The sequence below is a fragment of the Polaromonas sp. 39-63-25 genome, from assembly GCF_002278925.1.
Lineage (GTDB): Bacteria > Pseudomonadota > Gammaproteobacteria > Burkholderiales > Burkholderiaceae_C > Polaromonas.
In genome coordinates, this window is the sequence record NZ_NCJH01000003.1 from 158,433 (window position 1) to 178,676 (window position 20,244).

The window sequence follows — 20,244 nt, forward strand, 5'->3', positions numbered from 1 at the left end:
ATAAATACAGTAATATCGCCGGATGGCCAAAGACAAGACGATTTACACCTGCACCGAGTGCGGCGGCACCAGCCCCAAATGGCTGGGCAAATGCCCGCATTGCGGGGCCTGGAACACGCTGATCGAGTCGATTGCCGAAAGCCAGTCGCCGGTGAAAAACCGTTTTGCCTCGCTGGCCAAACCGTCGGAAGTGGCGACCCTGGCCGACATCGAGGCCACCGACATGGCGCGTACGCCCACCGGGCATGAGGAGCTGGACCGTGTTCTGGGCGGCGGCATTGTCGAAGGCGGCGTGGTGCTGATAGGCGGCGATCCCGGCATCGGCAAGTCCACGCTGCTGCTGCAGGCCCTCGATTCCCTGCAGCGCGCCGGCCTCGACACTCTGTATGTGACCGGCGAGGAAAGCGGCGCTCAGGTGGCGCTGCGCTCGCGCCGGCTCGGGCTGGACGGCTCTCAGGTCAAGGTGCTGGCCGAGATCCAGCTCGAAAAAATCCTCGCCACGCTGGAGGCCACGCGGCCGGCCGTGGCCGTGATCGATTCCATCCAGACCGTGTATTCCGAGCAACTCACGTCGGCGCCGGGCTCGGTCGCCCAGGTGCGCGAATGTGCTGCCCACCTGACGCGCGCCGCCAAGTCCAGCGGCGTCTGCATCATCCTGGTCGGTCACGTGACCAAGGAAGGCGCACTGGCCGGCCCGCGCGTGCTCGAACACATGGTCGATACCGTGCTCTATTTCGAGGGCGACACGCATTCGAGTTTTCGTCTGGTGCGCGCGATCAAGAACCGTTTCGGCGCGGTCAACGAGATCGGTGTGTTCGCCATGACCGAAAAAGGCCTCAAGGGCGTGAGCAACCCCAGCGCGATTTTTCTGAGCCAGCACGCCGAGCCGGTGCCGGGCAGCTGTGTGCTGGTCACGCTCGAAGGCACGCGCCCGCTGCTGGTGGAAATCCAGGCGCTGGTCGACAGCGGCGGCCCCAGCCCGCGTCGCCTGTCGGTGGGCCTGGACCGGGATCGGCTGGCGATGCTGCTGGCGGTGCTGCACCGCCACGCCGGCATTGCCTGCATGGACCAGGACGTATTTGTCAACGCGGTCGGCGGTGTGCGCATCAGCGAGCCGGCGGCCGATCTGTCGGTGATGCTGGCGATCACTTCCAGCCTGCGCGGCAAGCCGTTGCCCAAAGGCTTCATCGCTTTCGGCGAGGTCGGCCTGGCCGGCGAGGTGCGGCCCGCGCCGCGCGGCCAGGAGCGGCTCAAGGAAGCGGCCAAACTGGGCTTCAGTGTGGCCGTGGTGCCCAAGGCCAATGCGCCCAAGAAGCCGATCGAAGGTTTGACCATCCATGCGGTCGAACGCGTGGAGCAGGCGATCGAGGTGGTGCGAAGCCTCGCGTAGCGGGATTCACCTCGGTGCGGCGGATGGAGCGCTATTAAATCAGTAGCTGTTGGCGCCCTCTCCATCTGGGCTGAAGGCCGATTTTTCTTGAAAATAACAAGTGGCCATGGCTGTGTGGAAGCTCGTACGCACTCCCCGCAGCCGGGAGGTGGCCGGTGGCTGCGAAAATAGCGCCATGAACTTCCAGAAAATTTTTGTTCCGATCGCCGGCGTTGCCGTGGTGGTGCTGGCTTACCGCGGTTTCGGCTGGGCCGGTGTAGCGGCTGCGGTCGGCGGCCTGATGATGTGGCTGCTGCTCCACTTCACCCGCATGATGCAGGTGCTCAAGCGCGCGGCCAACCGGCCCATCGGTTATGTCGACAGCGCCGTCATGCTCAATGCCAGGCTCAAGCCGGGCATGACGCTGCTGCATGTGGTGGCCATGACCCGAAGCCTGGGCGCGCTGCAATCCGACAAGGACGCCCAGCCCGAGGTGTTTCGCTGGACCGATGGTAGCCAGTCGCATGTCACCTGCACCTTTGTCGGCGGCAAGCTGGCGCACCATGAACTTTTCAGGCCGCCGGTGACGGATTCGCCGCCGGCCGCCGCCGGCCCGTCGCCCGGCCCGTAAAATCAGCGTTTCGGGTTTTTCGGCAGGTTCTTCGGCCCCGCCTGCAGCAGGCCAGACTCCGGGAACCCTTTCACGACATTCATCACAGGATCAGTACCATGTCCCCAGTAGCACCCTCCATGGAAGACCGCGACGGCAAAATCTGGATGGATGGCCAGATGGTCGAATGGCGTGACGCCAAAATCCACGTCCTGAGCCATACCCTGCATTACGGCTGCGGCGCCTTCGAAGGCGTGCGCGCCTACAAGACGGCCGACGGCAGCACGGCCATCTTCCGGCTGGAAGAACACACCGAGCGCCTGTTCAACAGCGCCAAGATCCTGCGCATGAAAATTCCTTTCAGCAAGGAAGAGGTCATGGAAGCGCAAAAGGCCGTGGTGCGCGACAACAAGCTGGAAAGCTGCTACCTGCGGCCGCTGACCTGGATCGGCTCGCAGAGGCTGGGCGTCAGCCCCAAAGGCAATACCATTCACCTGATGGTGGCGGCCTGGGCCTGGGGCGCCTACCTCGGCGAAGAGGGCATGAAACGCGGCATCCGCGTGAAAACCTCCAGCTACACGCGCCACCACGTCAACATCACCATGACGCAGGCCAAGGCGGTCAGCAACTACACCAACTCCATTCTTGCCAACATGGAAGCGCTGGACGACGGTTACGACGAAGCGCTGTTGCTGGACGCCTCGGGCTTCGTCAGCGAAGGCGCGGGCGAGAACATTTTTGTGGTCAAGGGCGGCGTGGTCTACACGCCCGACCTGTCGGCCGGCGCGCTCAACGGCATCACGCGCAACACCATCCTGCACATCTGCAAGGACCTCGGCCTGGAGCTGGTGCAAAAGCGCATCACGCGCGACGAGGTGTATATCTCCGACGAAGCCTTCTTCACCGGCACCGCCGCCGAAGTCACGCCCATCCGCGAACTCGACCGCATCGAAATCGGCGCGGGCTCGCGTGGCCCCATCACCGAAAAAATCCAGAGCGCGTTTTTTGACATCGTCAACGGCCGCAACCCCAAATACGCCGGCTGGCTGGCCAAGGTCTGATCATGAGTACCTCTTTCACCGTCGAACTGCTCGCCAAGGACCTGAACCCGCAAGGCGGCGTGTTCTGTCCCAGCCCCAAGGCCGACATGGCCGTGTGGAACAGCCACCCCAAGGTCTACCTCGATGTGGCGCGCACCGGCGACGCGAAGTGCCCTTATTGCGGCACGACTTACGCGCTGAAAGCAGGCGAGCACGTCGGCGCTGGCCACTGAGATGGCCGCGCCTGGCCGTTCGGGCTGAGCCTGTCGAAGCCTTCTTCAGACATTGCGGTTTGCAAACACCCTTCGACAAGCTCAGGGCGAACGGAAGCCATGTCAGATAACTCGCACCGTTCCCTCGTCATTGCTCCCCAGTGGATAGGCGACGCAGTCATGACCGAGCCGCTGCTGCGGCGTCTGCATGCACGCGGCGAGCAACTCACGGTCGGCGCGCTGCCCTGGGTCGCACCGGTGTACCGTGCGATGCCGCAGGTGCACGAGGTCATCGAGTTTCCGTTTGCGCATGGCGGCCTGCAACTGAAGGCGCGGCGCGCGCTGGCCAAGCGGATCGCCGGCCAGTTCGACACCGCCTACGTGCTCCCCAACTCGCTGAAAAGCGCCTTGCTGCCCCTGCTGGCCGGCATTCCCAAACGTGTCGGCTACCTGGGTGAAGCGCGCATCGGCCTGCTCACCCATCGCCTGAAAAATCCGGCCAAAGGCCAGCGACCGCCCATGGTGGCGTTTTATTCGGCGCTCAGCGGCGACACGGATCTGGACACGGACCGGCCGCAGTTGCAGATGCCGGCGGCCGAGGTGACGCAGGCGCTGGCCGAGCTCGGCCTGGAGCGCGGCGCTTATGACGTCTTTGCACCGGGTGCGGAATACGGTCCGGCCAAGCGCTGGCCTGCGGCGCATTTTTCCGAACTGGCGCAACGCCTGGCCCTGCCGGTGCTGTTGCTGGGCTCGGGCAAGGAAGCGGCGCTGTGCGAAGAAATCGCCGGGCCGGCCAACGCGGTGCGACCCGGTGCCTGTATCAATCTGGCCGGCAAGACCACGCTGGTGCAGGCGCTGTGCGCCATCGCAGCGGCCCGCCAGGTGGTCAGCAACGACTCGGGCCTGATGCATGTGGCGGCGGCCTTTGGTGTGCCGCAGGTCGCCATCTTCGGCTCGTCGAGCCCGCTGCACACGCCGCCGCTGAGCGCGAAAGCCACGGTGCTCTGGCTGAAAAACGATGCGGCCTACCTGCCACCGCTCGATTGCGCGCCATGCTTCGAGCGCGAATGCCCGCTGGGCCACACCCGCTGCCTGAACGACATCAGCGCGGCGCGGGTGCTCGCGGCTTTGTCGCCCTGACGCTGAGGGAAGCGCTGAACAAGTCCCCTGCGGCGCGCGATCAGCCGGGCTCGGGCGGCCTGCTGCGTTGAATTTCTTGCCAATAGCCAGCTATTGGCTGCGAATCATCACCCAGCACACCATCACGAAATAGCCGACCAGCGTGGTCAGTTCCACCACGCCCTGCTCGCCGAAGAGCGCCAGGGCGGCGGCGTACGAACTGTCGCTGACGCCATGGTGCTGCAGCAGTTCGGTCACGAAGTCCACCATGGCTGCTTCGTCGGGGGCTGTGCTGTGCGGGTATCTGCCTTCGGCGATGGCCTCCAGGCTGGCCTGCGGCACGCCGGCCTTGAGCGCCAGCGGTGCATGCATCAGCCATTCAAACTGGTTGGACACATGGCGCGCGACCAGGCACATCGCCAACTCGCGGATGCGCACGTCCAGCATGCTGTCAAAACGCAGGTACTCGCCCACCTGGCCGACGCGCGCCATCAGTGCCGGACTGCGCAGCAGGGGAATGAAAGGACCGAACACCGCTTTGCGCGGGCCGGCGATCAGGGCGTCGGCCGCTTCGCGCTGCGCGGCGGACATCGCGTCGGCCGGCAGCATGGGAAGCCGTTCCGGGGCAGAAGTGGAGAAGCCCTGGCGGACAGGTGCCGCCGGTTGGTTGGTGTTCACGCGCAAACTCCCGCAATCAAGTAGCTGCCGATGGTAACGCGGGGAGAGCGGCTGTCCCGCAGATGTAACCGGGCAAAAAAAGGCCACCTTGCGGTGGCCTTGCCAAGTCCTTTGAGGGACGTCGTTGAGACTGATGATCTGTTGATCGATCTGGAGTCTTCTGCCTTTGTTTTCAGCGATCGATGTTGTCACAGCAACTGCGAGACTTTAAAGGGTAGATAGTTTTTGTGGCATCCCCTATTTGGGGGAGAGATGTCGTTTTTTCGCGTAACAGTATTTCAAATTGAGATTTTCTTCACGCCTGCGCCATCACGGCGGTTTCCTCAGAGCCCGGGGGGGCCGGTGAGAGCCTCTTTGAGGCCCTCCAAAAGCTTTTCTGCATCAGTTCCAGCCAAGGGGGCGTCCGCCGGTGTGGGCAGCTTGCTGGCCAGGTCGTTCAGGCCGGACTTGAGGGCCTCCGGGACCGGCGTGGCCGGTTTCGCGGAGGTGGCCTTGTCCAGCGCGTCTTGCAGAGGCCGGGGTGGGCGCAGCGGTGCCGGGTCGGGCATGGTCGCGCCGGGCTTCGGCAGGTCGGCGGGTGCTGCACCGCCAGGAGCGGGCGTGCCGGACGGCGCGACCGGTGGCAGATCTGCTGTTTCAGGCACTTCAGGCACCTCGGGCAGGCCCGGCCTTTCCGGTATTTCGGGCCCGGCTGCCGGTTTGCCGGGTGGCGCTGTCCCGGGTGGCTGCGACGGTGTGGCGGCGTCCCCGGGCAGGGGGGGGGCTGAAGGGGTCGGGGGCCTTGGGCCGGCATCGGTGTCCGGCAGGTCGGTCGCCGCCGGATGCGCCGCGTGCTCCGGAGTGCGCTGATCGGCGGGAACATCCGCCGTAGGCGCGGCAGGCGTGTCGCTGGCGCCGCTGTCTGTTGCTGCGGACGCGGCGGAACCCGGCGCTGCCTGGGCCTCGGCTGCGGGCTCGCCCGGGGCGGCGCTGGCGTCCGGTGCAGTGGCCCCTTGTTCCTCCTGTTGGGTCGGTGTGCCTTGGGCCGGCGCGGCGGCGGGCGCCGCCGCGCCATCGGTCGAAGCGCCGCCGCCTGGTGCGTTGCCTGGCGCGCCGGCACCGGATGCGCCGGCGGCTTGTCCCGCTTCGGTGGGGGACGCCGCACTGGCTGCGGGGGCGCCAGCTTGCGCAGGGGGCGCCTTGCGCGCCAGCGCTTCGCCGCCGTGTTTGACCACTTCGGCGTCCATCGTGGCCTCGGCACTGACCACATCGGCGCGTGCGACCTCGGTTTGCGCTTTGGCCGTTTCCACCTCTTTCATCGCTTCGTCGATCAGCGCCTGGCCCTTGTCGCGATGCTGGGTGACTTCCGCGCGCGCCTCAGCCGTGCGCTCGGCGACCTCTTTGGATGCTGCCTGCACCTGCTGTTTCAGCCCATCCACTTCACCCGCGACCGACGCCAGCCGCTCGTCCATCTTCTGCTGTTCTTCCCGGGCAGCGTCGCCGGGCGGCGCGACTGCGGCCAGTGCGTCATCCAGCATGGTGGCCAAGGCCTGCTGGGCGGCGGCCAGCTTTTCCAGCGGCCCGGCGCTGGCCTGGTTCGCCGCTTCGCCCTGGGCCGCGGCGTCCTGTTGCGCGGAGGCCAGTGCGCCTTGCAGGGGCTCTGCGGCGCTGAGCAGGGCGGCCATGCTGGCAGAGATGGCGTCGGGCTGGCGACTGGCCGACTGGCCCGCAGCCTCAAACTCCTGACGCAGGGCGAGGGCGCTGTCGCTGGCGCTTTGCACACTCGCCTGAATTTGCTGGAGAGCATCTTCGGCTTCAGTGCGAAAGCTGTCCAGCCTGGCACCGAGACCGTCCACCTGGCTGGTGGCATCGTCGGCAGCCGTTTGTATCCGGGTGACCAGACTGCCGGTTTCGCTGCTGGCCTGGCTGAAGCGGCCGGCCATTGCGGACAAGGCCTGGCTGGCGTCGCTTTCTGCCTGCGCCGCCGACTGCACAGCCTGCTGAGCCTGGCCGATCAGGCCATCGGCCTTGGCGAGCACGTCGTCAAGCACCTGGCGCGCGCGGCCCACCTGCTGGTCCAGCTGGGCCTTGAGATCTTCCATCAGGGCCTGAAGCTGGGCGGGCGGGCGCCGGATCTGTGCCTGCAGCGCTGACATCTGGTCGCGCAGCGCCTGCACTTTTTCCTTGAGCTGGTCCATGGGCGGCTGCATCTTTGCCTGCACGTCGCTGATGCCCTGGATGACGCGTGACTCGGCGCTTTCCACCTGCAGGCGAACCGGCGCCACGAAGCGGCCCTTGAAACCCAGCACCTGTGCATGCACGGCGTTGACTTTCTCACGCGGCTGCGTGGCGGCGACAAAACTGTCGCGCGCCTCGCGTACCTGGGCCACCAGCTTGTCGGGCTGGGCCTTGACCTGCTCGGCTGCCGCATGCATGTCGGTGGAGACCTGGGTCATGCGCTCCTGCGCCTGCACCAGGGCGGCGCGCACCTGGTCCAGCACGGCAAGCACTTGCGCAATGGCCTGGCGCACCTGTTCGATGGCCTGTTTGACCACGGCCCGCAACTGCTCGACAACCGCGATGGCCTGGTCCAGCAGGCCGATGGCGGTGTTGCCCGATGTTTTCACCGTGGCGCGCGCGCCGGCAATGGTTGTCCTGATGCCGGGGATCATGGCCTTGACGCCCATGAACAGCGTGCGCGCCGCCACCATGGCCAGCGAGCGCGTGATGTATTTGGTGCAGACGGCGATGGCGTTGTCGCACAGCGCGTCGGCCTGGTCCATCTCGCGGCTGGCCTGCGCCAGCGCACGGTCGGCACGGTCCATGAACTCGCGGATGCGCTGCTGGATGCTTTCAATCGTCTGCTGCGCTTCGTCGATTTGCGCCTCGACCGGCTGGAAGCGCTCGGGCAGGGCTTGCAGTGTGACCTTGAGTTCGTCGATCTCGGTGATGACTTCGCCCAGCGTGTCCTTCAGGACGGTCAGCGTGTCGTCCACGCCGGCGACCGCCGTGTCCATGGTTTGTTTGAGCGCAGCGATCACCGTTTCCAGGCGGGTGATCTGCGCCTCGATGCTGGTCAGGATGCCGTCAATCACCTGGCCCACGGCTTCAATCTGCGCAGCGACCGCGTCAATCGCCGCCTCCACCCCCAGCACCGGCGCGGCGATGGCCAGCGCCACCTCGTGGGTGCGGTCCTTGAAACCGCCGACCTGTCCGGTCAGTGCGGCGAGTTCTTCCTCCAGCACGGTGACGGCTGCATCGATCCGGCCCATGACCGTGTCAATGACACCGGACACGTCGGCCACGATCGCGTCAATCTGGGCCTGGAGCCCGTCCAGCACCGCTGCCAGGCTTTGCGCGGTGGCTTCAATTTCTGTCTGGATGCCTGTCGCAGCGCCGGCGACTTCCAGCCGGACGCTGCCGATCTCGCCGTTGATGCCGTCCAGCGCGCCCTGCACCTCGGCGCGTACGCCGGCCTGCGCACTCGCGAGGTCTGCGGGTTGCCTGATCTGCAGGTCGGCCAGGCGTTGCTGCAGGGGCGCGAGCGTGCCGGCAAACTGCGCCAGGCGCGGTTCCAGAGACAGTGCCCGGGCGCCCAGGTCCTGCGCGCTGCGGGCAATGCCGGTCAACCGTGGCGGAATGCCGGACACATCGGGGCGGATCGCCACCAGCCGGCCCGGCAAACCCGTGGCGACCGACACCGCGTCCTGGACATCGCTGACGATGCCGGCCAGATTCTGCCCCGCCGTGGCCAGGCGTGGCCCCAGACCAGCGAGCGAGTTCACCACGCCGCCCAGGTCCGATTGCAGGCGCGTCAGTGCCAGCGACAGCGGCCCAACCAGCGCTTGCGGATTGAGGGGCGGACTCAGCTGGGTGATCTGCGTGGCCACCGCGCTGACCTGCTGGGTCACGGTGCTGATGGCCGCGGTGGCTTCGGAAATGCCCGCGCCCAGTTCGGTCTGCAAGGTGCTGGAGGCCGTGGCCACCGACGCGATCACCTGCGTGGCGCCGGTGCTGATGGCCGTGCCGGCCCGCGTCACAAACTGCATGCGCGGGCTTTACAGATCGTCCAGCGTCCGGGTCACCGAACTGCTGGCGTCGGTCATGGCGGTCTCGATCAGCGGCACTTTCGACGGTGTCGGTTCCAGCGACACACCGGCCAGGTCGATGCTGCCCAGGGTCAGGTCAATCTGCTCCAGCGTCTGTTCGATTTCGGGCAGCACCTCGGCGCCTTCGATCTGCACTTCTTCGAGCACGGGCAGCAAGGGCGGCACCGGGGGCCGGTCGGGCAGGGTGTTGAGGTTGATCAGCGTACTGGAGGCCGGTACCGTCGCCTCGGTGGCGGGAACCAGCGGCCAGCCACCTGCGCCTGCACTTGCCTGGCGGTCTGTCAGTACCAGGGTGCCGCGCGCCAGTTTGGCAGCGAGCGCTTGCAGCACCTGTGCATCGGGCATGGCAAACACCGAGGGGGAATGTTCGCAGCGGTACAGGGCGTAACGCAGGGACGTGAGAGCGGCGGGATCGGCGCTCCAGAAACGCAGGTAGTCGGCGGCATGTTCGGCACGCTCAAAGACGAGAGGTGTTCCGGCATGCCCGCCGGACAGCGAACTGAAAGCGTCATGCAGCCAGACCGGGTTCGACTGGCGCTGGAGGGTCGCGAGAGGCACGCTCATGCAATCACCCGCGTGGACAAGGGCGCCTGCGGACCGTCCCCCTGTTCAGGGAAAAATACTTGCGCGGTGGTGGCGGTGGGCGACATACAAGGCCTTCCCTGGGTGGAGGAGGCGATTGTATATTTCGCCTGCCCTGCCGCGTATTCGTATTTCTAGTGTCCAGTCCCGCAAATAGGTGATGAAATGAAATTGTCCAGTCAGTCGCCAGGCAAGGCGCGAGGAGGCGACATAGCCGTAGCCATGGCAACGACGAGCAACGCCGCATGGTGGCTGAATGGGCGATTTCATATCGCCTTTATTTGCGGGACAGGACGTTAAGCGGTGGCAGGCATCGGCAGCTCGACCACAAAAGAAGCGCCGCCGCCCGGCCGGTCTTCGCAGCGCACGCTGCCCCCGTGGCGTTCGGTGATGGATTTGACCAGCGCCAGGCCCAAGCCCACACCGCCTTCGCGTTCGCTGGCGCCCGGCAGGCGATAGAAGGGCTCAAAAATGCGTTCACGCTGGTCCGGCGGCACACCTGGTCCGTGGTCGTTGACACGGATCACGGCACGCCGCTGCGCACCCGCGCCGGTCTGTCCGAGTTCCAGGCTGACTTCGCCGTTGCTGTAACGCCTGGCGTTTTCCAGCAGGTTGCGGATCAGGCGGCGCAGCAGGCGCGCCGAGCCCTGCAGCGTGAGGCTTTCGGTCTGGGTCGCCGTGCCGAGTTCCGCCTGCACCCGGGCACATTCCTCGGCGGCCAGACCGGTCAGGTCCAGCACCTCGAACGGTTCGGCGTCGGCCTGTCTGGTGTCGAGCCGGCTGGCCAGCAGGATTTCGTCGATCAGCTGGTCCAGCTCATTGATGCTGCGCGAGATTTCGGCGCGCTGCGCCGAGCCGGCGTCACCACCCATCAGTTCCAGGCCCATGCGGATGCGCGCCAGCGGCGAGCGCAACTCGTGCGAGGCGTTGGCCAGCAGCGATTTGTGCGAGGCCAGCAAGGCTTTCTGTGACTCCATCAGCGTTTCGATGCGCTCGGCGGCGTGGTTGAAACGTTCGGCCAGAAAAGCCACTTCGTCGCTGCCCTGGACAGTCATGCGGGCCGACAGGTCGCCGCTGCCCCAGCGCTCGACGCCGCGCTGCAGGCCTTCGAGCCGCTGCGTCAGCCGGCGGATGATGGGATAGGCACCCAGCGCGACAGCCAGCGCGACCAGGCCCAGCATCCAGCCAAAGCCAAAGCCGTAGGGCGGACGGTTCCAGGAACTGCCGGGAGGGCGTTTGGGGCGGGGCAGCTGCAGGTTCAGGGTCTGCCCGTCCTTGATCAAGACGTCAAACTCCAGACCGTCACCGAGCTTGCGGTCGGGCCTGGTCTGTGCCCGACCGATGACTTCGCCGGCAGCGTTGTGCACCAGGACTTCGCGGATCGGCAATTGGGGCGGGTCTGTGCTCAGTTGCCAGGCCGCGCCAACGAGAAAGGCGAGCACCACCACCGTGGCGACCACGGCGAGCCAGATCCTGACATACAGGTGCGAGGTAAAACGGGACCACATGGGAGACTCCTACAAATCCGATTTTCGGGCGCATGACTGCGTTGCGCGGTGCTCGGAATCCTCATGCACCCAGGTGCATTCCGGTGTCCTGCGCTCCGTGCGCCTTGCCCTGCATCCCGACAATCGAATTTCTAGAAGTCCCATAAGACCGGATCAATCCTGCTGCTTGGCAAAAACGTAACCCACACCGCGCACCGTGAGAATGCGTTTGGGGTCCTTTGCATCGAGTTCGATGGCGCTGCGGATGCGGCCCATGTGGACGTCGATCGAACGGTCAAAAGCTTCGAGTTCGCGGCCACGCACGGCTTCCATGATCTGGTCCCTGGAGAGCACGCGGCCAGCGCGTTCGGCCAAGGCGACCAGCAGGTCGAACTGGTAGGACGTCAGTTCGCAGACCTTGCCGGAGACCGACACGGTGCGCGCGTCGCGGTCGATCTCGAGCGAGCCGAAGCGCATGGTCTGCTGGCTGCCGCTCGTGCTGGTCGTCTCGCCGCCGCGGCGCAGCACGGCACGGATGCGGGCCAGCAGCTCGCGCGGCTCAAAGGGTTTGGGCAGGTAGTCGTCGGCGCCGATTTCCAGGCCGACAATGCGATCCATCGGGTCGCCCTTGGCGGTCAGCATCAGCACGGCCGTGCGGCCGGCGTCGCCGCCCAGGCCCTTGATGCGCCGGCACACTTCGAGGCCGTCCATGTCGGGCAGCATCAGATCGAGGATCACCAGATCGGGCTTGCAGCTTTGCAGCGCTTCCAGGCCCTTGCCGCCGTCGACCGCATGGGTAAATCCATAACCCGACTGGCGCAGGTATTCCCCCACCATGGTCGCCAGGCGGGTGTCGTCTTCGATCATCAGGAGTTGCTGTGTCATGGGCGGGTTCACCGTGCGGGTGCTTGTGGGCTGATCAGTGTAGCCATTGGCGCCCGCCGGTGGGGTGGCCGCCAACACGTCGGTGGTGAAAGGGCTGGGGGTACGGTCACTCATGGAGACTCCTTCGTCAATGACCGTCTCATGGTGCGCGCCGCGCAACAAGTCGCGTTGAAGCCGCTGTAAAGTTAGGTAAACCGGCGCGCCGATCGGGGCGGCCCCTGCGGCGCTTTTGAAGCCTATGAAATCAGTAGCTGTCGACTCCCGTGGATCATGGGTTGGCCGGCATTTTCATGCGTGAAGCCAGCCACACCAGCAGCAGCACCGGCGCCCCCAGCAAGGCCGTCACCGTGAAAAAACTGCTGTAACCAAACGCGTCCACATAGGTGCCCGAGTAACCGGCCAGAAACTTCGGCAGCAGCAGCATCATGGAGCTGAACAGGGCGTACTGCGTGGCCGAATAGTTGATGTTGGTCAGGCTGGAGAGGTAGGCGATGAAGGCCGCCGAAGCGATGCCGCTGGACAGGTTGTCGGCCGAGATCACGAAGATCAGCGCATTGACATCGTGGCCGAGCGAGCCCAGCCAGGCAAACAGCAGGTTGCTGCCGGCGCTCAGGACGGCGCCCAGCATCAGCACGCGCATCACACCAAAACGCATGGCCAGCGCTCCGCCGACAAAGGCACCGACCAGCGTCATGATCACGCCATAGATCTTGGTGACGGCCGCGACTTCGTCCTTGGTGTAACCCATGTCGACGTAAAACGGGTTGGCCATGATGCCCATCACCACGTCGCTGATGCGGTAGACGGCAATCAGCATCAGGATCAGCGCCGCCTGTTTGCCGTAGCGGCGCAGGAAGTCGGCAAAGGGTTCGACCAGCGCGCTTTTGATCCACTCGGCGGCGTTGCGCGCAGGCGGCAGCTCGCGCGGCGCCGGCTCGGGCGAAAACAGCACCGTCACCACGCCCAGCAGCATGGACGCCGCCATCGCGAAATAGGCGATTTGCCAGGCACCGTGCTGATAGCCGGTCGCACCGCCCGCACCGGCGACCTCGGCCCGCGCGGCAATCCACAGGACACCGGCGCCGGCCCAGATCATCGCCATGCGGTAACCGGTCTGGTAGGCCGCCGCCAGCGCGGCCTGGCGCTGCACGTCGGCCGACTCGATGCGAAAGGCGTCGAGTGCGATGTCCTGCGTCGCCGAGCCAAAGGCCACCGCCAGCGCGCACCAGACCACCGGCAGCAAGGCAATTTTGGGATCGGTCAGCGCCATGCCGACCAGGGCCGCCATGATGACGGACTGCGACAGCAACAGCCAGCTGCGCCTGCGTCCCAGCAGGCGCGTCAGCAGCGGAATCGGCAGGCGGTCCACCAGCGGCGCCCAGACCCATTTGAAGCCATACGCCAGCCCGACCCAGCTCAGGTAGCCAATGGTGGTGCGGTCAATGCCGGCTTCGCGCAGCCAGAAACTCAGCGTGCCGAACACCAGCAGCAGCGGCAGGCCGGCGGAAAAACCGAGCAGCAGCATGCGCAAGGTGGGCGCTTCGAGGTAGACGCGCAAGGTCTCGGCCCAACTGGGGCGCGCGGCCGGGGCGGGGGAGATGGGGGAAAGTTGAGCTTCAGAAAGCGGCGTTGGCTGACGTTTTGCCTGGGGATCGTCGGATAAGGTCTCGCTCATGCGGGAATAATACGCTGCGGGCTCTTTTGTCCGGCTGGCCGGAACCTGCCCTTTATCTGGAGAAGGCGATGACATTTGCATTGAGACTGACCCTGGCGGCCTTGTCCGCGGCCTTGTTGCTGGGCGCGGGGCCGGCCCGCGCCCAGCGTGAAGGGGTGGCCGTCGGTGGCAACTCCGGTTTCACCCAGCTGGTGCCGGCGGGGGAGATCGAGCAGGCCTCCCGGCAGCAATACAGCAAGATGCTGCAGGAGGCGGCGGCCCAGAAGGCCTTGGCCCCTGCCAGCCATCCGCAGCTGCAGCGCCTGCGCCGCATTGCCCAGCGCGTCATCCCGCATGCCGTGGCCTGGAACCCGCGTGCGAAGGACTGGCAGTGGGAGGTCAACCTGATTGGCAGCAAGCAGATCAATGCGTTTTGCATGCCGGGCGGAAAAATTGCCTTCTACACCGGCATCCTGGACCAGCTGAAGCTGAACGACGATGAGGTGGCCATGATCATGGGCCACGAAATGGCCCATGCCCTGCGTGAACACGCGCGCGAGCGCATGGGCAAGTCGGCGGCCACCAACATCGGAGCCAGCCTGCTGTCGCAGCTGCTGGGCCTCGGGGACCTGGGCCAGACCGTCGCTGGTCTCGGCGTGGAGCTGATCAACCTGCGTTTTGGCCGTGAAGACGAGTCGGAGGCCGATCTGGTCGGCATGGAACTTGGCGCGCGCGCCGGCTTTGACCCGCGCGCCGGCATCACACTTTGGCAGAAAATGGCCGCCGCCAGCAAGGGCGCGCCGCCGCAGTGGCTGAGCACCCACCCCGCCGGCGCCACGCGGATTGCCGACATGGAACGCACCCTTCCCAGAGTGATGCCGCTGTACGAGCGGGCGCGAAAAAGCTGAGCGTATGGATACCCCGCAGCAGGCTTTCCAGAGGTTTCTCGATCAGCAGCGCGCCGACTACCGGCGCGCCCTGCCGGAAAAAATGGCGCACATCCACGCCCTGTGGAGTGCGGTGGCCGACGGCGACGACACGGCGCTTCCGGCGGAGCTGGAGCGCCTGGTGCACACGCTGGCAGGCACGGCCGGCACCCTGGGGTTTCATGAGGTGGGCGCGGCCGCCAGGGCGCTGGAGCTGCTGCTCGAACAGGCCGCGCCGGCCGGTCAGGTACCCTTGCCACTCCAGCGCACCGATATTGCACTTGCCGTTGCCGCGCTGCAGGCCAGCCTGCCGGCCGACGAACCTCTTTCTTGACCAAGGACGATAGCCATGAGCAAAACACTTGCCCGCATTCTTTATGTCGAAGACGAACCCGACATCCGCATGGTGGCGCAGATGGCCCTGGAGGCCGTGGGCGGTTTCACCGTGATCGCCTGCCCGTCCGGCAGCGAGGCGCTGGCCGCGGCACCGACCGCCCAGGCCGACCTGCTGCTGCTGGACGTCATGATGCCGGGCATGGACGGTCCGAGCACGCTCAAGGCCCTGCGTGCGCTGCCCGCCACGGCCGGCACGCCGGTGATTTTCATGACGGCCAAGGTGCAGGCCGCCGAAGTGGCGCAGTACCGCGAGCTCGGAGCGATCGACGTGATTCACAAGCCGTTTGATCCGATGGAGCTGTCTGCGCAGATCAGCCGTATCTGGGCGCAGCAGGGGCCGTAACAACGCATTGGCAACTGCAGCCCGGCAAAAACGGTTCTTGAGCAGAACCGGCTTCGTTGCCGGCCATTGAAGCCAGACCTGCCCCAGGACCTTCTCCCCATGCCCAGCCCCCTCCCGCCGGACCTGCCCGGCGCCCCCGCGCCTGGCCGTCACGACCCGGCTTCGCTGTCGGCCTGGGCACCCCTGAGCTCGCCGGTTTTTCGCATGTTGTGGGGCACCTGGATGGCCGCCAACATCTGCATGTGGATGAACGACGTGGCCGCCGCCTGGCTCATGACCTCGCTGACCACCTCGCCGATCTGGGTGGCCCTGGTGCAGTCCGCCTCGACGCTGCCGGTCTTCCTGCTGGGCCTGCCCAGCGGCGCGCTGGCCGACATCCTGGACCGGCGCCGCTACTTCATCATCACGCAGTTCTGGGTGGCCGCCGTGGCGCTGGTGTTGTGTCTGACGATCGTGATGGGTGCCATGACCGCGCCGCTGCTGCTGGCGCTGACCTTTGCCAACGGCGTCGGGCTGGCCATGCGCTGGCCGGTGTTTTCGGCGATTGTTCCGGAGCTGGTGCCGCGCGCGCAGTTGCCGGCGGCACTGGCGCTCAATGGCATCGCCATGAATGCCTCGCGCATCATCGGCCCGCTGGTGGCGGGGGCGCTGATTGCCGGTGCCGGCAGCGAGTACGTTTTCATCCTCAACGCCGTGATTTCGCTGGTGTCCGGTTTTGTGATCATGCGCTGGCGCCGCGAGCATGTGCCCAGCCCGCTGGGCCGCGAGCGCCTGATCAGCGCCATGCGTGTCGGCGTGCAGTTCGTGCGCCAGTCGGCGCGCCTGCGCGCGGTGCTGCTGCGGGTGGCACTGTTTTTCTTTCACTCCACCGCCTTGCTGGCCTTGCTGCCGCTGGTGGCGCGTGGCCTGCAGGGCGGCGGAGCCGGCACCTTCACGCTGCTGCTGGCGTCCATGGGCTCGGGCGCGATTTTTGTGGTGGCCTTTTTGCTGCCGCGGCTGCGCCGCACCTTGTCCCGCGATGCCATGGTGCTGGGCGGCATGGGCCTGCAGTCGGCAGCCACGGCCATCATCGCCTTTGCGCCGAATGCCTACGTCGCCGCGCCAGCCATGTTTCTGGCGGGCGCGGCGTGGATCACCACCGCCAACACCCTGAGCGTGTCGGCGCAGCTCGCGCTGCCCGACTGGGTGCGTGCGCGCGGCATGTCGATTTTCCAGATGGCGATCATGGGAGCCAGCGCACTGGGCGCGGCGGTCTGGGGCCAGATTGCGACCGTGACCAGCGTCCCGACCAGCATGCTGATCGCCGCATCGACAGCGATGGTGGCCATGGGTGCCACGCAGTTGCTGCTGCGCGACCGCAGCATCGAGGAGGACCTGACGCCGTCCCGCGAATTCAAGGTGCCCAGTGCAGAAGCACCGCCGCTGACCGGCCAGGTGCGCACCATGATCGAGTACCGCATCGATCCGGCCCGGGCCCTCGAATTTCGCACGCTGATGCAGGAAAGCCGGCGCAGCCGGCTGCGCCAGGGGGCGCTGGCTTGGGAGCTGCTGCGCGACATCTCGGACCCGGGGCGTTACGTCGAGCAGATCACCGACGAATCCTGGACCGAACACCTGCGCCGCTTTGACCGCGTGACGGCGGGCGACGTGGCCTTGCGCGACCGCAAGCTGGCGTTTCATCGGGGCGAGACGCCACCGGTAGTGACGCGGCTGGTGCTGGAGAGCTGACAGCGCTTTGTTGCCGGGCTGCCCTGGGGAACGTAGGGGGAAATCGCCCCCGGCCCTTTCTGGATAGGCGCTGACAGCTATTGATTAGATAGCAAATCCGTTCCGTTTTGGGCCGGCGCTCCACACCCGAACCGGCCGCCGGAACTTGGCACACCTCTTGCATCTCATCTTGTACACAAGTATGGATGCTTTAAATTGGTGCAAGTTTCTTTAACCCCTGATCTGACCGGCCAGTCGCCGGCACCGGACAACATGCTGGCCGCTGCGGGCGACCCGGTGCTGGCGCCGCAGGCCTGGATCTGCCGCGCCAAGTCGCCGGCAACCGCCAGTGCGCAGGCTGCTTCGGCCGGGCCGCTGGCGGGGCTGACCTTTGCTGCCAAGGACAACATCGATGCCGGAGGGGTGCCCACCACCGCGGGTTGCCCGGCTTTTGCCTACACACCGACTGCCAGCGCCTTTGTTGTGCAGAAACTGCTCGATGCTGGTGCGCAGCTGGCCGGCAAGACCAACCTCGACCAGTTTGCCTGCGGCTTGAACGGCACGCGTTCACCTTTTGGGGCGGTGCCCAATGCGTTCAACCCCGCTTATGTATCAGGCGGCTCCAGTTCCGGCTCGGCCTACGTGGTGGCCACCGGGCAGACCGACTTCTCGCTGGGCACCGACACGGCCGGCTCGGGCCGGGTGCCAGCGGGGCTCAACAACATCGTCGGCCTCAAGCCTTCACGCGGGCTGATCAGCGCGCGCGGAGTGGTGCCGGCCGCGCAAAGCGTGGACTGTGTGTCCATCTTTGCGCGCACGGTGGCCACCGCGGTCCAGGTGCTGGAAAGCGCCATGGCGCACGACGCGCTCGATCCGTATTCGCGCCGGCTGACGATGGCCAGCGAACCGTTTGCACCGGCCTTCCGTTTTGGTGTGCCGGCCACGCTGGAGTTTTACGGGGACCGTGCCGCCGAAGCGGCCTTCGCCGAGGCGGTGGCGCGGCTGCAGGCCCTGGGCGGTACGCCCGTGGCAATCGACTTTGCGCCGCTGGCGCAGGTCGCGGCCCTGCTCTACGAAAGCGCGCTGGTGGCCGAACGTTACACCGCCATCCGCAGCTTCTTCGACGCTCATGAAGCCGAGGTAGTCGAACCGGTGCGCAGCATCATTGCCGCGGGCCGACAGTACAGCGCGGCGGATCTGTACGAAGTGCAAACCGAATTGAAGCGCCTGGGCCAGCAGGCCGACGCGATGTGGGCTCGTTCCGCCGACGGCCGCAGCGAAGGACCGCCCCAGGCAAGGCCAGCCCCCTGCACCCATGAAAGGGGCAGCGAGTACCCGGATCCACACGCAGTGGGGAGCGTGGGGGCCAACATCGACGTGCTCGTGGTGCCGACCGCACCGACGCATTACACGATCGCGCAGATGCAACGGGACCCGGTCGTGCTCAACCGTAACCTCGGCGCGTATACCAATTTCGTGAACCTGCTCGACTACGCCGCCCTGTCCGTGCCCAGTGCCGTGCGCGCCGACGGGCTGCCGTTTGGCATCACGCTAATCGCCCCTTGCGGCAGCGACTGGCAACTGGCCGACCTTGGCCAGCGCTACCACCACGCTACCGGCCTGACGCAGGGCGCGACCGGCCTGCCCCTGCCCGCCATGCGCGCCATTGCCGGCCTGCGCAAGCCGGCAATGGCGACGGTGCGGGTGGCGGTGGTCGGCGCCCATCTGTCGGGCATGCCCTTGAATACCCAACTGACCGAGCGCGGGGCGGTGCTGACAGGCCCCGCCGAAACCGCGCCCGACTACAGGCTGTTCGCCTTGCCCGGCACCACCCCGCCCAAGCCCGGCCTGCTCCGTGTCGGTGCCGGCCAGGGGGCCTGTATTGCGCTTGAAGTCTGGGAGATGCCACTTGCTGCCTACGGCTCGTTTGTGGCGCTGATCCCCGCGCCGCTGGGCATAGGCACGCTGGCGCTTCGCGACGGCAGCACGGTGCAGGGTTTTGTCTGCGAGCCAGAAGCACTGCACGGGGCGCTGGACATCTCGCACCTGGGCGGCTGGCGCGCCTACATGACTTCACTCAAGACGGCTGCGGCCTGACACCTTTCATCGATACCAACCTCTTTCACTTCAGGAGCATTCCATGACCACTGCCCGCACTTCCTCCACCTTCACGGCCTCGCGCCGGAAAGTCCTGCAAACCAGCGCGGCCATGCTGGGCGTGCTGGGCATGCCCGCCATCGTGCGTGCCCAGGCCGCACCGAAGATCCGCATCGGCTACTGGCCGATCGCCGCCGGCCTGCCGTTTTATGCGGCCATCGAACTGGGCTACTTCAAGGAAGCCGGCCTGGACGTGGAGCCGCTCAAGTTCGCCGGCGCCCAGCAGGTGATGGAGGCCGTGCTGTCCGGACGTTCCGACGGCACCGCCAACGGCACCGGCTCGGCCAACATTGCCATCGGCGAGCTGGCCCAGCCTGGTACCTTCAAGATCTTCTGCTCCAACCCGAGCAATGTGAAAAATGTGCTCGACGAGGTCATCGTTCCGGTGGCCAGCCCCGCCAAGGTGATGGCCGATCTCAAGGGCAAACGCATCGGTTCGGGCCCCGGTATCCAGAACGTGACCCTGGCCAAGACCGTGCTGGAGCGCGGCGGCGCCGTGGGTGCCACCGTGGTCGAGCTGCCGATCGGCCAGCATGTGGCCGCGCTGGCCGCCGGCCAGATTGACGGCGCCTACACGCTGGAGCCCACCGGCACGATAGGACGCATGAACGGCACCACGCGGGTGCTCGAGGCCGGCGTGATCTCCAGATATGTGCTGGGTGACAACATGGCGCCGTGGTTCGGCGGCTCGGCCTCGCTGTCCTCGGAGTTCATCAAGAAGAATCCCGATGCTGCAAAGAAGTTTGTGGCCGCCTACGGCAAGGGTGTGGCTTACGTGCGCAGCAAACCGGTCGAGGCGCGCCAGTACCTCAAGGGTTACACCCCCATCGAAGGTGCGCTGACCGGCGAGGTGCCGCTGGCCGCCTACATGATGTACAACGAGTTCAAACCGGCCGACGTCGCGCACTTCCAGAAGTTCTTCGATCTGTTCTCCGAAAAAGGCATTTTCAGTTCGCGCCTCATGGTGGACTCAATGCTCTACAAGGGCTGA

17 protein-coding genes are annotated in these 20,244 nt (G+C 66.2%); 11 read left to right on the forward strand and 6 right to left on the reverse strand.

What is annotated here, in order from left to right:
- The first annotated feature begins 22 nt into the window (after positions 1-22).
- The 5 genes from radA to waaF all read left to right on the forward strand — a co-directional run bounded on the left by radA (position 23) and on the right by waaF (position 4,371).
- Positions 23-1,390 carry a DNA repair protein RadA gene (radA, locus tag B7X65_RS05080; RefSeq protein WP_293593210.1) on the forward strand — a complete coding sequence of 456 codons (1,368 nt, stop codon included), beginning with the start codon at positions 23-25 and terminating at the stop codon, positions 1,388-1,390.
- A 175-nt stretch (positions 1,391-1,565) separates the two neighbouring features.
- Complete coding sequence (locus B7X65_RS05085; protein WP_293593211.1) at positions 1,566-2,000, forward strand: glycerate kinase; 435 nt, start codon at positions 1,566-1,568, stop codon at positions 1,998-2,000.
- Between the two features lie 98 nt (positions 2,001-2,098).
- Positions 2,099-3,040 carry a branched-chain amino acid transaminase gene (locus B7X65_RS05090; protein ID WP_293593212.1) on the forward strand — a complete coding sequence of 314 codons (942 nt, stop codon included), beginning with the start codon at positions 2,099-2,101 and terminating at the stop codon, positions 3,038-3,040.
- Positions 3,041-3,042: 2 nt separating this feature from the next.
- Positions 3,043-3,252 (forward strand): zinc-finger domain-containing protein, encoded by a 210-nt coding sequence (locus B7X65_RS05095; RefSeq protein ID WP_293593213.1) that lies wholly within the window; start codon positions 3,043-3,045, stop codon positions 3,250-3,252.
- 99 nt (positions 3,253-3,351) lie between these two features.
- Positions 3,352-4,371, forward strand: coding sequence for a lipopolysaccharide heptosyltransferase II (gene waaF, locus B7X65_RS05100; protein ID WP_293593214.1), 1,020 nt, complete (start codon positions 3,352-3,354; stop codon positions 4,369-4,371).
- A 90-nt stretch (positions 4,372-4,461) separates the two neighbouring features.
- Here waaF and B7X65_RS05105 read toward each other — a convergent pair whose 3' ends face one another.
- The 6 genes from B7X65_RS05105 to B7X65_RS05130 form a co-directional block, all read right to left on the reverse strand.
- Positions 4,462-5,028: a carboxymuconolactone decarboxylase family protein gene (locus tag B7X65_RS05105; RefSeq protein ID WP_293593215.1), complete on the reverse strand. Its 567-nt coding sequence runs from the start codon at positions 5,026-5,028 to the stop codon at positions 4,462-4,464.
- Between the two features lie 323 nt (positions 5,029-5,351).
- The gene (locus tag B7X65_RS05110) at positions 5,352-9,056 is read right to left on the reverse strand and encodes a hypothetical protein (protein WP_293593216.1); all 3,705 of its coding nucleotides are present in this window, start codon (positions 9,054-9,056) and stop codon (positions 5,352-5,354) included.
- A 9-nt stretch (positions 9,057-9,065) separates the two neighbouring features.
- Positions 9,066-9,680 carry a hypothetical protein gene (locus B7X65_RS05115; RefSeq protein ID WP_293593217.1) on the reverse strand — a complete coding sequence of 205 codons (615 nt, stop codon included), beginning with the start codon at positions 9,678-9,680 and terminating at the stop codon, positions 9,066-9,068.
- A gap of 314 nt (positions 9,681-9,994) precedes the next feature.
- Entirely contained in the window at positions 9,995-11,206 is a 1,212-nt protein-coding gene (locus B7X65_RS05120; protein ID WP_293593218.1) for an ATP-binding protein, read from the reverse strand.
- Positions 11,207-11,359: 153 nt separating this feature from the next.
- On the reverse strand, positions 11,360-12,070 hold the full coding sequence (locus tag B7X65_RS05125) for a response regulator transcription factor (protein ID WP_293593243.1): 711 nt from the start codon (positions 12,068-12,070) through the stop codon (positions 11,360-11,362).
- Between the two features lie 268 nt (positions 12,071-12,338).
- Entirely contained in the window at positions 12,339-13,745 is a 1,407-nt protein-coding gene (locus tag B7X65_RS05130) for an AmpG family muropeptide MFS transporter (RefSeq protein ID WP_293593219.1), read from the reverse strand.
- A gap of 68 nt (positions 13,746-13,813) precedes the next feature.
- Here B7X65_RS05130 and B7X65_RS05135 point away from each other — a divergent pair, with 68 nt between their 5' ends.
- From B7X65_RS05135 to B7X65_RS05160, 6 genes are all read left to right on the forward strand, one after another.
- Positions 13,814-14,632, forward strand: a complete 819-nt coding sequence (locus B7X65_RS05135) for a M48 family metallopeptidase (RefSeq protein WP_293593220.1) — start codon at positions 13,814-13,816, stop codon at positions 14,630-14,632.
- Positions 14,633-14,636: 4 nt separating this feature from the next.
- Positions 14,637-14,984, forward strand: a complete 348-nt coding sequence (locus B7X65_RS05140; RefSeq protein ID WP_293593221.1) for an Hpt domain-containing protein — start codon at positions 14,637-14,639, stop codon at positions 14,982-14,984.
- A gap of 15 nt (positions 14,985-14,999) precedes the next feature.
- The gene (locus B7X65_RS05145) at positions 15,000-15,389 is read left to right on the forward strand and encodes a response regulator (RefSeq protein WP_293593222.1); all 390 of its coding nucleotides are present in this window, start codon (positions 15,000-15,002) and stop codon (positions 15,387-15,389) included.
- 99 nt (positions 15,390-15,488) lie between these two features.
- Entirely contained in the window at positions 15,489-17,117 is a 1,629-nt protein-coding gene (locus B7X65_RS05150) for an MFS transporter (protein ID WP_293593223.1), read from the forward strand.
- A 252-nt stretch (positions 17,118-17,369) separates the two neighbouring features.
- Complete coding sequence (locus tag B7X65_RS05155) at positions 17,370-19,193, forward strand: allophanate hydrolase (protein WP_293593244.1); 1,824 nt, start codon at positions 17,370-17,372, stop codon at positions 19,191-19,193.
- A 43-nt stretch (positions 19,194-19,236) separates the two neighbouring features.
- A complete protein-coding gene (locus tag B7X65_RS05160; protein ID WP_293593224.1) occupies positions 19,237-20,244 on the forward strand; it encodes an ABC transporter substrate-binding protein in 1,008 nt (335 codons plus the stop codon).

Excerpts from the sequence above, each read along its gene's own strand:
- B7X65_RS05145 (WP_293593222.1), top strand. The coding sequence starts at position 15,000 with ATGAGCAAAACACTTGCCCGCATTCTTTATGTCGAAGACGAACCCGAC.
- B7X65_RS05135 (WP_293593220.1), top strand. The coding sequence starts at position 13,814 with ATGACATTTGCATTGAGACTGACCCTGGCGGCCTTGTCCGCGGCCTTG.
- B7X65_RS05130 (WP_293593219.1), bottom strand. The coding sequence starts at position 13,745 with ATGAGCGAGACCTTATCCGACGATCCCCAGGCAAAACGTCAGCCAACG.
- B7X65_RS05115 (WP_293593217.1), bottom strand. The coding sequence starts at position 9,680 with ATGAGCGTGCCTCTCGCGACCCTCCAGCGCCAGTCGAACCCGGTCTGG.
- radA (WP_293593210.1), top strand. The coding sequence starts at position 23 with ATGGCCAAAGACAAGACGATTTACACCTGCACCGAGTGCGGCGGCACC.
- B7X65_RS05150 (WP_293593223.1), top strand. The coding sequence starts at position 15,489 with ATGCCCAGCCCCCTCCCGCCGGACCTGCCCGGCGCCCCCGCGCCTGGC.
- B7X65_RS05120 (WP_293593218.1), bottom strand. The coding sequence starts at position 11,206 with ATGTGGTCCCGTTTTACCTCGCACCTGTATGTCAGGATCTGGCTCGCC.
- B7X65_RS05095 (WP_293593213.1), top strand. The coding sequence starts at position 3,043 with ATGAGTACCTCTTTCACCGTCGAACTGCTCGCCAAGGACCTGAACCCG.
- waaF (WP_293593214.1), top strand. The coding sequence starts at position 3,352 with ATGTCAGATAACTCGCACCGTTCCCTCGTCATTGCTCCCCAGTGGATA.
- B7X65_RS05155 (WP_293593244.1), top strand. The coding sequence starts at position 17,370 with ATGCTGGCCGCTGCGGGCGACCCGGTGCTGGCGCCGCAGGCCTGGATC.
- B7X65_RS05140 (WP_293593221.1), top strand. The coding sequence starts at position 14,637 with ATGGATACCCCGCAGCAGGCTTTCCAGAGGTTTCTCGATCAGCAGCGC.
- B7X65_RS05110 (WP_293593216.1), bottom strand. The coding sequence starts at position 9,056 with ATGCAGTTTGTGACGCGGGCCGGCACGGCCATCAGCACCGGCGCCACG.
- B7X65_RS05160 (WP_293593224.1), top strand. The coding sequence starts at position 19,237 with ATGACCACTGCCCGCACTTCCTCCACCTTCACGGCCTCGCGCCGGAAA.
- B7X65_RS05090 (WP_293593212.1), top strand. The coding sequence starts at position 2,099 with ATGTCCCCAGTAGCACCCTCCATGGAAGACCGCGACGGCAAAATCTGG.
- B7X65_RS05085 (WP_293593211.1), top strand. The coding sequence starts at position 1,566 with ATGAACTTCCAGAAAATTTTTGTTCCGATCGCCGGCGTTGCCGTGGTG.
- B7X65_RS05125 (WP_293593243.1), bottom strand. The coding sequence starts at position 12,070 with ATGACACAGCAACTCCTGATGATCGAAGACGACACCCGCCTGGCGACC.